Genomic DNA, 12844 nt, shown 5'->3' on the forward strand with positions numbered 1-12844 from the left:
CCCGTACCCGGCAGCAGATCCGCGGCCCGTCCCCGATCCCAGCAGCAGAGAGGCAGGTGACACCGATGACCAGCCCGCTCACCACGCAGGCTTCCGCCCCCGTGGACGCGACCGGTTCCGCCGCGTCGCCGAATCCCACCACACCCCCGGGCAGCCCCCGCAAGTCCGCCCGGCGCCGTGAACTCGGCGCGGCCGGGGCCCTGATGACCCCCTTCTTCATCCTCCTGGTGACGGTCTTCCTGATCCCGGTCGCCACCGCCGTCTGGCTCAGCTTCTTCGCCGACGACCAGCCAGGACTCGGCTTCGGCCCCGAGCGCAGGGTCTTCGTCGGGATGCGCAGCTACACCGCCGTGCTGACCGACCCGACGTTCCTCAGCGGCCTGGGCACCGTCGTCCTCTACTGCCTCATCTACATCCCGGTCATGGTGATCGGCGCACTCGCGCTGGCGCTGCTGCTGGACTCCGGAGTGGTGCGGCTGCGCTCCTGGGCGCAGCTCGGGCTCTTCCTGCCGCACGCCGTGCCCGGCATCATCGCCGCCGTCATCTGGCTCTACCTCTACACGCCCGGACTGAGCCCGGTGGTCGACCTGCTCGGCAAGGCCGACATCACGATCGACTTCCTCGGCGTGCACACGATCGTCCCGTCGATCGTGAACATCGCCCTGTGGAGCAACCTCGGCTACAACATGGTGGTCTTCTACGCGGCGTTGCAGGCCGTACCGCGCGAGGTCATCGAGGCGTCCGTCGTCGACGGTGCCGGGCCGGTCCGGACCGCCCTCCAGGTCAAGACGCCGCTGGTGCGCTCCTCGATCGTGATGGTCGCGATGTTCACCCTGATCTTCGCGCTCCAGCTCTTCACCGAGCCGATGCTGCTGAGCCAGTCGACGCCGATGATCAGCTCCCGGTTCTCGCCCAGTATGTACATCTACGACGCCGCGTTCACCCGTAACAACTACGGCCTGGCTGCCGCCGCGTCGGTCGTCCTGCTGGTCCTCACGATCGCGCTCTCCTACGGCGTGACCCGCTGGACCAACCGCTCCAACGCCCCAGAGGAGGATGTCCGATGAGCGCGACGAGTCCCGCCCGCACCGCCGCCACCCTGCGCCCCCGGCTGCTCGGCCGCTCCGTCGTCAACCTGGTCGTCGGCATATCCGTGCTGTACACCCTGCTGCCGGTGCTGTGGCTGGTGCTCGCCTCCTCGAAGGACCGCGACGCCCTGTTCGGCAGCGATGTGCTCTCGCTCGACCACTTCTCCTTCGCGCAGAACCTCAAGGACCTGTTCGCGATGGACGGCGGTGTGTACGGGCGCTGGTACGGCAACAGCCTGCTGTACGCGGTCCTGGGCGCGGCGCTCGGCGCGCTGATCAGCATCGCCTGCGGGTACGCCTTCGACAAGTACCGCTTCCCGCACAAGGAGAAGCTGTTCGGCCTGGTCCTCGCGGCGGTGATGGTGCCGCAGACCGTGCTGGCGCTGCCGCTGTATCTGATGGCGTCCGGCACCGGCCTGGTCAACACCTTCTGGTCGGTGTTCATCCCGGTGCTCTTCAACCCGTTCGGCGTGTACCTGGGGCGGATATTCAGCCAGGGTTACGTGCCCAACGAGGTGCTCGAAGCGGCCCGGGTGGACGGGGCCGGGGAACTCACCACGTACTTCCGGGTCGCGCTGCGGATGCTCGGCCCGGGGCTGGTCACGGTGTTCCTCTTCCAGCTCACCGCGATCTGGAACAACTTCTTCCTGCCCATGGTGATGCTGTCCGACCAGGACCTGTATCCGGTCAGTCTCGGTCTGTACACCTGGAACAGCTCCGCCACCGTCTCACCCGAGTACTACCCCGTGGTCATCATGGGTTCGCTGCTCGCGGTCCTGCCGTTGATCCTCGCCTTCGCGCTGCTCCAGCGCTTCTGGAAGTCGGGGCTCACCGCGGGCGCCGTCAAGTAGCCGTACCGGTCCGCACCTCATCCCCGTACCAGGAGAAAGATGCCAAGCACCGCCGTTCCCACCCCCGCCGCCCGGCGCAGGCCGCGTGCCGCCGTCGCGATGAAGCCGGACGCCGCGGCCGCCCTGCTGGACGCTCCGTCGCTGGACGCGCTCTCGCGGGTGTGCGACCTCGCGCCGCTGCCCGTGCTCGACGACTTCACCACGGACCGGGCCCGTGCCGTCCTCGCGGAGACGGAGCTGCTGGTCACCGGCTGGGGCTGTCCGCCGCTCGACGAGGCGGCGCTGGCCGCCGCGCCCCGGCTGCGCGCGGTCGCGCACACGGCCGGAAGTGTGCGCGGACACATCACAGAGGCCTGCTGGGATCGCGGGATCGAGGTGTCGTCGGCCGCCGCGGCGAACGCCCTGCCGGTCGCGGAGTACACCGTCGCGATGATCCTGCTCTCCGGCAAGCGGGCGCTGGAACGGGCCCGCGACTACCGCGCCGAGCGCCACCGGGGCAACTGGCTGGCCACCTCACCGCAGGTGGGCAACTACGGCCGGACCGTGGGCATCCTGTCCGCCTCGCTCATCGGCCGGCGGGTCATCGAGCTGCTGCGCCCCTACGACCTGCGGGTGCTGCTGCACGATCCGTACGTCTCCGAGGAGGAGGCGGCCGCGCTCGGTGTCCGGCCGGTGGACCTCGGTGAACTGTTCGCGCGCAGCGACGTGGTGAGCGTCCACACCCCGCTGCTGCCCGCCACCCGCAAGCTCGTCAGCCGTGAACTGCTCATGTCCATGCGGCCGGACGGGGTGCTCGTCAACACCGCGCGCGGCGCCGTCGTCGATCAGGACGCGCTGACCGACGTACTGCTGCAACACCGCATCCGGGCGGTCCTCGACGTCACGGACCCCGACACGCTGCCGGCCGAACACCCCCTGTGGGACTGCGAGAACGCCCTGATCACCCCGCACCTCGCGGGTTCCCAGGGCAACGAGTGGCGGCGGCTCGTCGATCTGGCCGTGGGCGAGAGCGAACGCTGGGCCGCGGGCGACGGATTCGCCCATCCCGTACGACGCGAAAGGCTGGCTTTCCTCGCATGAACCGACCGCACCCCGACTCCCCGCTGGAACTCCCCGCCGGTGACCGGGCGAAGAGCCCGGTCACCGGCTACACCCGCGCGCACTGGGAGGCCGCCGCGGACGGACTGCTCAAGGCCGCCTGGCAGTGGGCCACCCCCGGCAGCGCGATGCTCGACCTGCCGGGGCGCCCGTCCGCGTCCGGGGTCCGCTCCGACGGGCTGGAGGGATACGCGCGCACGTTCCTCGCCGCCGCCTTCCGGGTCGCGGGCGCGGGCGGCAAGGACCCGCACGGCTGGCTGGAGCGGTACGCGGACGGACTCGCGGCCGGTACCCGTACGCCGGGCCGGGACGACGCCGAGTCCTGGCCGCTGATCCGTGACCACACCGTCTTCGGCCAGCCCATGGTGGAGTCCGCCTCGGTCGCCATCGGACTGCGGCTCACCCGGCCCTGGCTCTGGGACCGGCTGGAGCCGGCCGTCCAGGACCGCGCGGAGGAGTGGCTGCGCGGCGCCCTGCGGCACACCCCCGCGGCGAACAACTGGTACCTCTTCCCTTACTCGGTGGCCGGGTTCCTGGAGTCGGTGGGCCGGGGCGACGCGGAGACCGCGCGGGCCCGGGAGCGGGCCCGCGATCTGATGGAGGTCTGGTACCGGGGGCAGGGCTGGTACGCGGACGGCGACGGCCGCGCCTTCGACCACTACAACGGCTGGGCGCTGCACCTCTACCCGGTGCTCGACGCCCATCTCTCCGGCGACGCGGAGTTCGCCGCGCACTACGGGGCGCGCCTGAGCGAACACCTGGAGAGCTTCGGGCTGCTGTTCGGCGGCGACGGGGCACCGATCCACTTCGGCCGCTCGCTGACCTACCGTTTCGCGGCCGGTGCGGCGGTCGGGCTCGGTGCGCTGACCGGGCACACCCCGCTGACGCCGGGTACGTCGCGGCGGGTGATCAGCGGGGCGCTGCGGTACTTCCTGGACCGGGGCGCGACCGGCACCGACGGGCTGCTGAGCCTGGGCTGGCACGGTCCGCACGAGGCGACGCTCCAGCCCTACTCGGGTCCGGCGTCCCCCTACTGGGCGTCCAAGGCCTTCGTGTCCCTGCTGGCTCCCGAGGACCATCCGCTGTGGACGGCCACCGAGGAGCCGGCGCCGAGCGAGGGGCCGGACCGGGTGCTCGCGCTGCCCGCGCCTGGGCTGCTCGTCCAGTCGACCCGGGCGGACGGGATCGTCCGGCTGCACAACCACGGCAGCGACCATGTCAGGCCGCACGAGGGCGAGTCGGCGGCGCAGGACGATCCGCTGTACAGCCGTCAGGCGTACTCGACGGTCACCGGGCCCACGGCGCGGGCCAACGCCGCGGACAACCACCTGGCCGTGGTCGTGGGTGGAACCCGCAGCCGCCGCCGGGCCATCCGCCCGCTCGGCGCGGGCGGCGGCGACGGCTGGGGCTGGGCCGCCTCCTGGCACCGCCCGGTCTTCGCGAGCGGCGCCGTCACGGAGCCGGGGCTGCGGGTGGAGAGCGTGACGGTGGTCCGCGGCCGCTACGAGCTCCGGGTGCACCGGGTGCTCGGCGCGCCTCCCGGCGCCCGGGTCGAGGAGACGGGCTGGGCGACCGGCCCCGGTTCCGAGGTCACGTCCGCGCTGTACGGCCTGCACGGCTGGGAGTCACGGGACGAGATACGCGCCCCGCAGGGCACCGCGTACACGCCCTGGGCGGTGCTGCCCCGGCTGAGCGCCGGCGCGGAGGGCACGGTGGTGCTGGTCGCGCTCGCCTCGCTCACCGCGGAGCCCGGCGCGGCCGCGCTCGACGCGGTGGTCAGCGGGGTGAACGTCGACGGGGACACGGTCGAGGTGTGCTGGGCCGAGGACGCGGCGACGACCCGGATCGCCTTCGGGCCGGTGACCGTCACCCACGGCTGACGACGGACGGAAGGGGGTACGCGGCCGGTGGCCGCGTACCCCCTTTCCTTACGCGTCCGTGCGGATGACGACGGCCAGGGTGCGCGGGCCGTGCACTCCCTCCACCCGTTCGAGTTCGATGTCGGAGGTGGCCGAAGGGCCGCTGATCAGGGTCGTCGGCCGCTCGGGCACCAGCCGGGCCACCGCCTCCGGTACGCCCACCTCCACGGCCGACAGGTCGACGACGCAGACATGGAGGTCGGGCACCAGGGACAGCGCCCGCCGGCCCTGGTCGGGCGAACCGTCCAGGAAGATCGTGCCGGTCTCCGCGCAGCCGGCGGCGGACGCGGTGACGACGCCGTCGAGGGCGTCGAGCGTGGGCGCGGGAATGTCGGCCGCGTCCTGCTGGACCTGCCCGTCGTACGCGGCGAGCCACCGCGGGTCGAGCCCGGCGGGCACCCCGATCCGGCGGGCTCCCCGCTCCCGCAGCACCTCGGCAACGACCTCGGCCGTGCGCTCAGCGGTGCAGGGATGGACCTGGGCCTTGTAGTCGACGAGCCGATCGGTGAACAGGGCCAGGCGCTCCGCGTCGGGGAGCGTGCGCCCGGTGCGGTAGTCGCGTGGGATCGGGGTCTGCGCGGCGGGTGCGAGGGCCAGGGCATCCCGGACGCGGCCGAGCACCGTTTCGCGAGCGGTCGTCACTTCTCCTCCTCCTGCTGCTGGTTGCGCGTGTGTTCGTCGGCGGCCGCCCGCATCGTCGCCGCGCCCTCGGCGGAGGCCAGCCAGGAGCGGAAGGTCCGACCGGGCGGGGCCGGGGTGTCGCGGCTGTCGCTCCAGCCGTTGAACGGCGGCGGCAGGTGGGAGATCTTCCTGTCCCGTCCGGCGATGACGCGGCCGAGACCGGACGCCTTCTGCGCGGCGGTGAACAGTTTCGGCCTGCCCATCACCGCGGCCGCCGCCTTCATGGCGAGCTGTTCGGGAGTGGTGCCGGCCTGCTCGGTGTGCTGATGGCGCAGTTCGACCAGCAGCGAAGGGATGTCGATCTTGACCGGGCAGGCGTCGAAACAGGCCCCGCAGAGGCTGGAGGCGTACGGCAGCGAGCTGTTGGGGTCGTCCTTCGCGGCGTGCATACCGGCGAGCTGCGGGGTGAGCACGGCCCCGATCGGTCCGGGGTACGTCGATCCGTAGGCGTGGCCGCCGGCCCGTTCGTACACCGGGCAGACGTTGAGACAGGCCGAGCAGCGGATGCAGTTGAGCGCCTCGCGGCCGATGCTGTCCGCGAGCGCCGCGGTGCGTCCGTTGTCGAGGAGCACCAGGTGGAAGGTCTGCGGCCCGTCGCCCGGGGTGACCCCGGTCCACATCGAGGTGTACGGGTTCATCCGCTCGCCGGTGGAGGAACGTGGCAGCAGCTGGAGGAAGACCTCCAGGTCCTGGTAGCGCGGCAGCACCTTCTCGATGCCCATGACGGTGATCAGGGTGTCGGGCAGGGTCAGGCACATGCGGCCGTTGCCCTCCGACTCGACGACGGACAGGGTGCCGGTCTCGGCGATGCCGAAGTTGGCCCCGGAGACGGCGACCTTGGTCGTCATGAACTTCTCGCGCAGGTACGCGCGTGCCGCGGCGGCCAGGTGGGCCGGGACGTTGTCCAGCGAGGGGTCGACGCCCGGGATCTCCTTGAGGAAGATCTCCCGGATCTCGTCGCGGTTGCGGTGGATCGCGGGCACCAGGATGTGCGAGGGCTTGTCGTGGGCGAGCTGCACGATGAGCTCGGCGAGGTCGGTCTCGTACGGGGTGATGCCGATGGATTCGAGGTGCTCGTTGAGGCCGATCTCCTGGGTGGCCATCGACTTGACCTTGATGACCTCCTTGCTCCCGGTCTCCTTGACCAGTCGCGCGACGATCTCGTTGGCCTCGCCGCCGTCCCGGGCCCAGTGGACGGTGCCGCCGCGCTCCGTGACCTTGCGCTCCAGCTCCTCCAGCAGCTCGGGGAGGCGGTTCATGGTGTCGGTCTTGATGGCCGCGCCCGCGTCGCGCAGCTCCTCCCAGTCGGGCAGTTCGCCGGTGACGTTGAGGCGTTTGGCGCGGATGGTGTGGGTGGCCTTGCCGAGGTTGCGGCGCAGCTGTCCGTTGCCCAGGTCGTCGTGGGCCGCCGCGGGGAACTTCCGGTCGCCGCGCAGATTGCCCGTCCCGTACGGGGAGCGGGGCGGCGTCGCGGGCATGCCGAGAAAGGTGCTGCTCATCGGGCGGCCTCCGTCGGGACGTACGGCGAGGTGCGGGTGGCGGAGAGGATCTGGGCCAGGTGCAGGGTGCGGGTGCCGGAGCTGATCCGGGAGAGCCCGCCGCCGATGTGCATCAGACAGGACGAGTCGCCTGCGGTGCACACCTCGGCCCCGGTGGTGGCGATGTGGCGCATCTTGTCCTGGAGCATCGCGGTCGACGTGTCGGCGTTCTTCAGCGCGAAGGTGCCGCCGAACCCGCAGCAGGCGTCGGCCTCCGGCAGCTCGACGAGATCGATCGAGTCGACGGCCCGCAGCAGCCGCAGCGGCTTCTCACCGACCCGCAACATGCGCAGCGAGTGACAGGTGGGGTGGTAGGTGACCCGGTGCGGGAAGTAGGCGCCGACATCGGTGGCATCCAGCACGTCGACGAGGAACTCCGACAGTTCGTACGTCTTCGCCTTGACCGTGGCAACGCCCGCGCGCAGTGCCGCGTCGCCGTACCGCTCTGCGACGATCTCGTGCTGGTGGCGGACGGACCCGGCGCACGATCCGGAGGGCATGACGACGGCCTCGATGGAGGCGTCACCGAACTGCTCGGCGAAATTGCGCACCAGCGGGACGGGCTCGCGCTGGTAGCCGGTGTTGACGTGCATCTGGCCGCAGCAGGTCTGCCCCGGCGGGAACACCACGTCGTGACCCAGGCGGGCGAGCAGCACCGCGGTGGATTTCACCGCCTCCGGGAAGAGCGTGTCTCCCAGACAGGTGGCGAAGAGTCCGATGCGCATGGGTCTCCCCGATCGTTTCTCTGCACGTGATCGTCATGATCCTTTGCATGATCCCGAACGGAACCATGAACCATTGTATGGTCGGACCATAGTACGCGCGGTCTGCCGACGGAAGGGCGCGGGCACGCCCGGGTCGGCCCGGTGAGGGCAGCCACGGTCAGAACAGTTCCGCTCAGGACAGTTCCGGTCAGGGCAGTACCGGTCAGGACACCGGCTTCTCGTCGACGAGCGTTCCGTGCAGCCCCCGGATGTGCGCCTCCACCAGATCGGCGGCGCGCGCCCCCTCGCCCGCGCGCACCAGCCGCAGCAGTTCGGTGTGGTCGGCATTGAGCGCGGCGGCGGTGGCCCGCCAGTCCGCCGCGGCCTCCAGGGCGCGCAGGATGAGCGGCCGGACGGACTCCCGGACGGCGGAGGTGAGCGTGGAGGTCAGCTCGTTGCCGGAACTGCGCGCGATCTGTACGTGGAACCTGGTGTCCAGATCGTTGAACTCGGGCACGCCGACGTCCGGCGCCCCCATCCGTACGAGCAGCGCACCGGCCTCGTCCAGGTCCTCCGCGGAGGCGTGGTGCGCGGCGGCCTCGAAGCTGGACCGCTCCAGTACGACTCGCGCCTCCAGCACGTCCTCCAGGCTGTAGCTGCCGAGGGCGAAGTGGAGCCGGAGCAGGCGCCCGAGCGCGTCGTCGGGGTGGCGCACGATCCGCGCCCCTGCGTCCGGCCCCCGGCCCGGCTGCGCCACCAGCACGCCGATGGTCTCCAGCACCCGCAGCGCCTCGCGCAGGGCGGACCGGCTGACGCCGAGGACCGGCGCGAGCTCCCGTTCGGGCGGCAGCCGGTCGCCTGCCTTGAGCTCACCGGCGAACACCCGCTGCTCGATGCTCTGGAGCACCAGCTCATGGGTGCGCGACTGCCGTACGGGCTGCCATTCGACGGGCATCCGCCACTCCCTGCCCCGGCCGGAGCCGTTCCGCTGCCGACCGGTCCGGTCCGGACCGCCCACTATGTCACACACCATGTGTGGTCGGACCATAATTGACCGGCCCCGAGCCCCGCCCGTTCCGGCGCGTCCGGTGCGGCTGCGCGGACTCCATCAGCTCCCGGAGCCGGTTCAGTACGTCACCACGATGCGCCGGGCCACTCCGTCCACCCGCACCCGACCGCCGTACGGGATGATCACCTGCGGGTCCGTGTGGCCGAGGTCGACAACGAAGACGGCCATGGTGTCGGGGGCGTACTCGCTCAGGGCACGCAGCACCGCCTCACACTGCCGCTCGCGGTACCGCTGTCCGGCCCCGGGGTCGAGGGGCTGCTCGAAGGACCAGTGCTTGGCGCGCCCCATCAGCAGCGCGGGGAACCGGCTCAGCGGCCCGCGCTCCCCCATGTTCCGCAGGATCCGGTGCACCTGATCGGCGCCGGGCATCTCCTCGGACGTTTCGAGGAACAGGACCCGGCCCGCGTACTCGGCCACCGGCCGTATCTCCCGGTCCGCCATCAGCAGCCAGGACAGGATCTCCAGCTCGCCGCCCCAGCTCGCGCCCTCGACCACCCGGCCCGCGTTGTGCCAGGTCCAGCCGTCGACGGGCATCATGGCGGGTTCGTCCTCGAAGGTCCGCGGGTCCTCCCAGCGGCCGTTCACGCGGCCGCTCTCCTTCGCCGGGACGAGCTCATGGGCATCATGGGTGAACAGCGCCGCCCGCAACGATTCGGCGGTCAGCGGGTGCATCGCCCCCGGGCGTCCCAGCTCGACCATCACCGACCCACCGTGGTAACCGACGATGCCCAGGTGTTCCAGGAACACCAGGAGGTTGGTGTTGTCGCTGTAGCCGAAGAACGGCTTGGGGTTGGCCCGCAGCAGCTCCCGGTCCAGATACGGCAGCAAGGTGATCTGGTCGTCCCCGCCGATGCTGGCGATGACGGCCTTGACCGTGGGGTCGGAGAACGCCGCGTGGAGGTCGGCGGCCCCTCCTGGGGCGTGGAGCCCATCCTCCGGGTGCTCGGGTACTTCACGGGCTCCAGCCCGAACTCCTCGCGGAGCCTGCGCAGCCCCAGCTCGTACGGGAGCGGGAGGATGCCGGGAAGCCCGGACGAGGGGTACACCACGGCGACGCGGTCACCGGGCCGGGGCTTGGCAGGACAGCTGGCGTTCGTCATTCCCGGAGCGTAAGGGCTGCCCCGCTCACCGTCCCGTCAATTCTGTTCGGCCTAGGCGGCGTTGACCGGTGTGCCCTGGTGGAAGTACAGCCGCCAGCGCGACTCCGTACGCCGCCAGATCGAATTGCGCCGCACTCTGCGCCCGTCCCGCTCCGTCATGAACGTCAGGTGGACGAGGTCCGGGGCCAGCAGCCTGCCGGACATGCCGGTGACGGTGGCCGCGACGGGCGTCCCCTCGGCGTCGGCGGAGGTGATGGCGAGGATCGACGTCCTGTCGTACCGCCGCCCGGACGCGCCGAACTCGGTGAACTCCGGGTCCAGGAGCTCGGTCACCGCGTCGGGCAGGGCCCGGACCACCGGATCCAGCAGCCGCAGCTCGCCCTCGACAGCGGCCCGCACGGACCGCTCCTCCTCATCGTCATCGTTTCCGCGCATGCGAGCACCCTAGGTGCTGCCCCATTTCGATCAGGCCAGGACCAGCAGATCCATCCAGCTGACGGCCGGCCGGTCCGGCTCCTGCGCCGCGGCCCGCCGCAACCGCCGCATCCCGGACGCGAACTCCTCGTCCGTGAGGGACCGGAGCTTCGCGTCGGTGTCCCGCCGGATCCGGTCCGCGAAGCCGGACAGGCTCGGCGCGCTCTCCTGCGGTACGGCGTGCAGCGCGACCCGGGCGAAGCCGACGGCGGCGAACGCCTCGCAGGTCTGCTCGACGGTCGGGTACGTGTCGACGATGCGCGCGGTCCCGGGGAAGAACCGCACCCGCAGGTCACGCGTGCACCGGCCGGGGAAGGAGTTACGGATCAGCACCGGCGCCCCCGGCTTCAGCGCCCTGCGTATCTCCCGTGCCGCGGCGGGCAGATCCTCGATGTGGTGGACGACAGAGCCGAGCCAGGCCGCGTCCGCGCACCCGTCCGGCACCGGCAGCGCCTCGGCCCGGCCGTCCAGCGCCTCGATGTCCGCGGTCCGGGGGATCAGCGCGCGCATGGCGGCGGCCGGCTCCACCGCCAGCACCCGCGCCCCGAACCAGTCCGCGAACGCGGCCGCGAAGGCCCCGGTCCCGGCGCCGACGTCCAGCACGACCGCCCCCGGCGCCAACGGCACCTCGGCCGCTACGGCCGCGCGCCAGGCGGTGAGCCCGTCGCGCGGAATCTCCCGGGCGGTCCGGTAGTCCTCCGCGAACCGACGGTCCGGAGCGGTCGCTTCCATGTGCCCTCTCCCCTGCCGTGGCCGACGGACCGGGCGAACCGCTGCCGCCGGGCCACCGCGCTCCGTCGCGGATGCTAGCGAGCGGGCTCATCAATTGTCTAGACCACAATCGGCTTCCGGACGGGCCGAGCGGGACCGGGACCGATCGCCCAATTCATCTGGTTCATCTGATTCATAGGATTCTCACGCAACCCGGCTACGGTGGCTGCCGTGACGCAGACGAGCCCGCCCGGCTGGCATCCAGACCCCGGGTACACAGGATTTGGCCCCATCCAGGAACGCTGGTGGGACGGCAGCCAGTGGACCGATCACCTCCGTGTGCCACCGGCGGCCGTCCGCAGCCGCCGGATACGCATCGGCGCCGGCATAACCGCCGGTGTGGTGGTGCTCGCCGCCATCGGCGGTGGCGTGTACCTGCTGAACGATGACTCCGGCAAGAAGTCGGAGAACACGGCCACCGCACCGTCCAGCCCGCCCTCCCACGCACCCAGCCACCAGCCCGGCGCGCCGGATGGCAGCGATGGCGGAGGCGGCAACAGCGGCGGGGACCAGAACCCGGAGCAGCAGTTGCCGCAGACCGAGGACGGCTACGCGACGGACCTGGCGAGCGGAATCAGCATCCCGGTCCCGGACGGCTGGAAGGGCGAGTCGGGCATGGGGGCCGGGGTGACCACGGGTTCGTACGCCTGCCCCGGGGACACCAAGGAGAAGTGCGTGCGCGGCGGAGTGTTCTCCGTACCGGCAGAGGCGCTGAAGCTGAGCACCAAGACCGCGAAGGCCACCGCCCAGAAGGACATCGCCGCCAACGCGAAGGAATCGTACGGCGAGAAGATCTACGGCGGCATCACCTCGCACCAGGAGCTGAAGTCCGAGGCGGTCACGGTGGCCGGCCAGCAGGGCTACCGGGTGCGCTGGAAGGTCGTGACGAAGAACGGCGACGACGGGTACGTCGAGTCGCTGGCCTTCCCCTCCCCCCGGGCCGAGAACATGCTGATCGTCGTCCGTTCGGGCTTCGACATCAACAGCAAGGCACCCGCCCTGTCCGTCCTTGAGGACATCACCAAGGGCATCAAGGCCGCCTCGGGCGCCGGCGCCGGTTCCTCCGGCCCCGGCACGACGGCGTAGCCACTCCCCCGAGCGGCGCCGGGCGGCCCGGGTGAGTACCCGAGCCGCCCGGACTGAGTACGCCGGCCGATCCCGCACCGGTCCTCCGCTGCTCGAATGGGACCATGGCTCCCGACGCACCGCGCCCCCGCATCAAGCACGTCACCAGTGCCGGCACCACGCTGGCCGTCACCCTGGCCCCGCTGGTGATCGGCGTACTGCTGGCCCGGACGATGGCCCTGGACCCGCACAGCCCGGTCAACGCGCTGATCACCCGGGGCGGCCGGGGAGCGGGCGTCTCCCCCGCCGAATGGCGCCGCTGCGGCCGAGGAACGCTGCGACGGTGCCGCAGGGCATGCCGTTCCCGCACCCGGTTCGCCGGGCGCGGCTCCCTTCCGATGTGACACGGTCCCTGTCGCACGGTCCCTGTGACACGGCCCCGTCCCCGGACGGCCACGGACCGGCACCAGCGCGGTGTCAGCCGGA

The 12844-nt window shown here is 71.6% G+C and carries 12 protein-coding genes and 1 pseudogene; 6 read left to right on the forward strand and 7 right to left on the reverse strand.

Going from position 1 to position 12844, the window contains the following annotated elements:
* Positions 1-65: 65 nt before the first annotated feature.
* From RLT59_RS03060 to RLT59_RS03075, 4 genes are read left to right on the forward strand one after another with little or no spacing between them, the layout of a single operon-like run.
* On the forward strand, positions 66-1067 hold the full coding sequence (locus RLT59_RS03060; RefSeq protein WP_311301918.1) for a carbohydrate ABC transporter permease: 1002 nt from the start codon (positions 66-68) through the stop codon (positions 1065-1067).
* On the forward strand, positions 1064-1939 hold the full coding sequence (locus RLT59_RS03065; RefSeq protein WP_311301919.1) for a carbohydrate ABC transporter permease: 876 nt from the start codon (positions 1064-1066) through the stop codon (positions 1937-1939). The genes RLT59_RS03060 and RLT59_RS03065 overlap by 4 nt, the downstream gene beginning before the upstream one ends.
* A 39-nt stretch (positions 1940-1978) precedes the next feature.
* Complete coding sequence (locus RLT59_RS03070) at positions 1979-3019, forward strand: hydroxyacid dehydrogenase (protein WP_311301920.1); 1041 nt, start codon at positions 1979-1981, stop codon at positions 3017-3019.
* The gene (locus tag RLT59_RS03075; protein WP_311301921.1) at positions 3016-4917 is read left to right on the forward strand and encodes a DUF2264 domain-containing protein; all 1902 of its coding nucleotides are present in this window, start codon (positions 3016-3018) and stop codon (positions 4915-4917) included. The genes RLT59_RS03070 and RLT59_RS03075 overlap by 4 nt, the downstream gene beginning before the upstream one ends.
* A gap of 48 nt (positions 4918-4965) precedes the next feature.
* Here RLT59_RS03075 and RLT59_RS03080 read toward each other — a convergent pair whose 3' ends face one another.
* The 7 genes and pseudogenes from RLT59_RS03080 to RLT59_RS03110 form a co-directional block, all read right to left on the reverse strand.
* Complete coding sequence (locus tag RLT59_RS03080) at positions 4966-5598, reverse strand: LutC/YkgG family protein (RefSeq protein WP_311301922.1); 633 nt, start codon at positions 5596-5598, stop codon at positions 4966-4968.
* Positions 5595-7136 carry a LutB/LldF family L-lactate oxidation iron-sulfur protein gene (locus tag RLT59_RS03085; RefSeq protein ID WP_311301923.1) on the reverse strand — a complete coding sequence of 514 codons (1542 nt, stop codon included), beginning with the start codon at positions 7134-7136 and terminating at the stop codon, positions 5595-5597. The genes RLT59_RS03080 and RLT59_RS03085 overlap by 4 nt, the downstream gene beginning before the upstream one ends.
* Positions 7133-7900 carry a (Fe-S)-binding protein gene (locus RLT59_RS03090; RefSeq protein WP_073734490.1) on the reverse strand — a complete coding sequence of 256 codons (768 nt, stop codon included), beginning with the start codon at positions 7898-7900 and terminating at the stop codon, positions 7133-7135. The genes RLT59_RS03085 and RLT59_RS03090 overlap by 4 nt, the downstream gene beginning before the upstream one ends.
* 202 nt (positions 7901-8102) lie before the next feature.
* A complete protein-coding gene (locus RLT59_RS03095) occupies positions 8103-8834 on the reverse strand; it encodes a FadR/GntR family transcriptional regulator (protein ID WP_311301924.1) in 732 nt (243 codons plus the stop codon).
* 171 nt (positions 8835-9005) lie between these two features.
* Positions 9006-10048: pseudogene (locus RLT59_RS03100) on the reverse strand (S66 peptidase family protein).
* A gap of 51 nt (positions 10049-10099) precedes the next feature.
* Positions 10100-10483, reverse strand: a complete 384-nt coding sequence (locus RLT59_RS03105; RefSeq protein WP_311301925.1) for a nuclear transport factor 2 family protein — start codon at positions 10481-10483, stop codon at positions 10100-10102.
* A gap of 30 nt (positions 10484-10513) precedes the next feature.
* The gene (locus RLT59_RS03110) at positions 10514-11254 is read right to left on the reverse strand and encodes a class I SAM-dependent methyltransferase (RefSeq protein WP_311301926.1); all 741 of its coding nucleotides are present in this window, start codon (positions 11252-11254) and stop codon (positions 10514-10516) included.
* A gap of 210 nt (positions 11255-11464) precedes the next feature.
* Between RLT59_RS03110 and RLT59_RS03115 the strand changes: the two genes are divergently transcribed.
* Together RLT59_RS03115 and RLT59_RS03120 are read left to right on the forward strand one after the other, a co-directional pair.
* Complete coding sequence (locus tag RLT59_RS03115) at positions 11465-12379, forward strand: DUF2510 domain-containing protein (protein WP_311301927.1); 915 nt, start codon at positions 11465-11467, stop codon at positions 12377-12379.
* Between the two features lie 104 nt (positions 12380-12483).
* The gene (locus tag RLT59_RS03120; protein WP_311301928.1) at positions 12484-12762 is read left to right on the forward strand and encodes a hypothetical protein; all 279 of its coding nucleotides are present in this window, start codon (positions 12484-12486) and stop codon (positions 12760-12762) included.
* Positions 12763-12844: the final 82 nt, after the last annotated feature.

It is taken from the genome of Streptomyces sp. ITFR-6, from assembly GCF_031844725.1.
In the GTDB taxonomy this organism is placed as follows: domain Bacteria; phylum Actinomycetota; class Actinomycetes; order Streptomycetales; family Streptomycetaceae; genus Streptomyces.

Excerpts from the sequence above, each read along its gene's own strand:
- RLT59_RS03090 (WP_073734490.1), bottom strand. The coding sequence starts at position 7,900 with ATGCGCATCGGACTCTTCGCCACCTGTCTGGGAGACACGCTCTTCCCG.
- RLT59_RS03110 (WP_311301926.1), bottom strand. The coding sequence starts at position 11,254 with ATGGAAGCGACCGCTCCGGACCGTCGGTTCGCGGAGGACTACCGGACC.
- RLT59_RS03105 (WP_311301925.1), bottom strand. The coding sequence starts at position 10,483 with ATGCGCGGAAACGATGACGATGAGGAGGAGCGGTCCGTGCGGGCCGCT.
- RLT59_RS03120 (WP_311301928.1), top strand. The coding sequence starts at position 12,484 with ATGGCTCCCGACGCACCGCGCCCCCGCATCAAGCACGTCACCAGTGCC.
- RLT59_RS03085 (WP_311301923.1), bottom strand. The coding sequence starts at position 7,136 with ATGAGCAGCACCTTTCTCGGCATGCCCGCGACGCCGCCCCGCTCCCCG.
- RLT59_RS03065 (WP_311301919.1), top strand. The coding sequence starts at position 1,064 with ATGAGCGCGACGAGTCCCGCCCGCACCGCCGCCACCCTGCGCCCCCGG.
- RLT59_RS03070 (WP_311301920.1), top strand. The coding sequence starts at position 1,979 with ATGCCAAGCACCGCCGTTCCCACCCCCGCCGCCCGGCGCAGGCCGCGT.
- RLT59_RS03095 (WP_311301924.1), bottom strand. The coding sequence starts at position 8,834 with ATGCCCGTCGAATGGCAGCCCGTACGGCAGTCGCGCACCCATGAGCTG.
- RLT59_RS03060 (WP_311301918.1), top strand. The coding sequence starts at position 66 with ATGACCAGCCCGCTCACCACGCAGGCTTCCGCCCCCGTGGACGCGACC.
- RLT59_RS03075 (WP_311301921.1), top strand. The coding sequence starts at position 3,016 with ATGAACCGACCGCACCCCGACTCCCCGCTGGAACTCCCCGCCGGTGAC.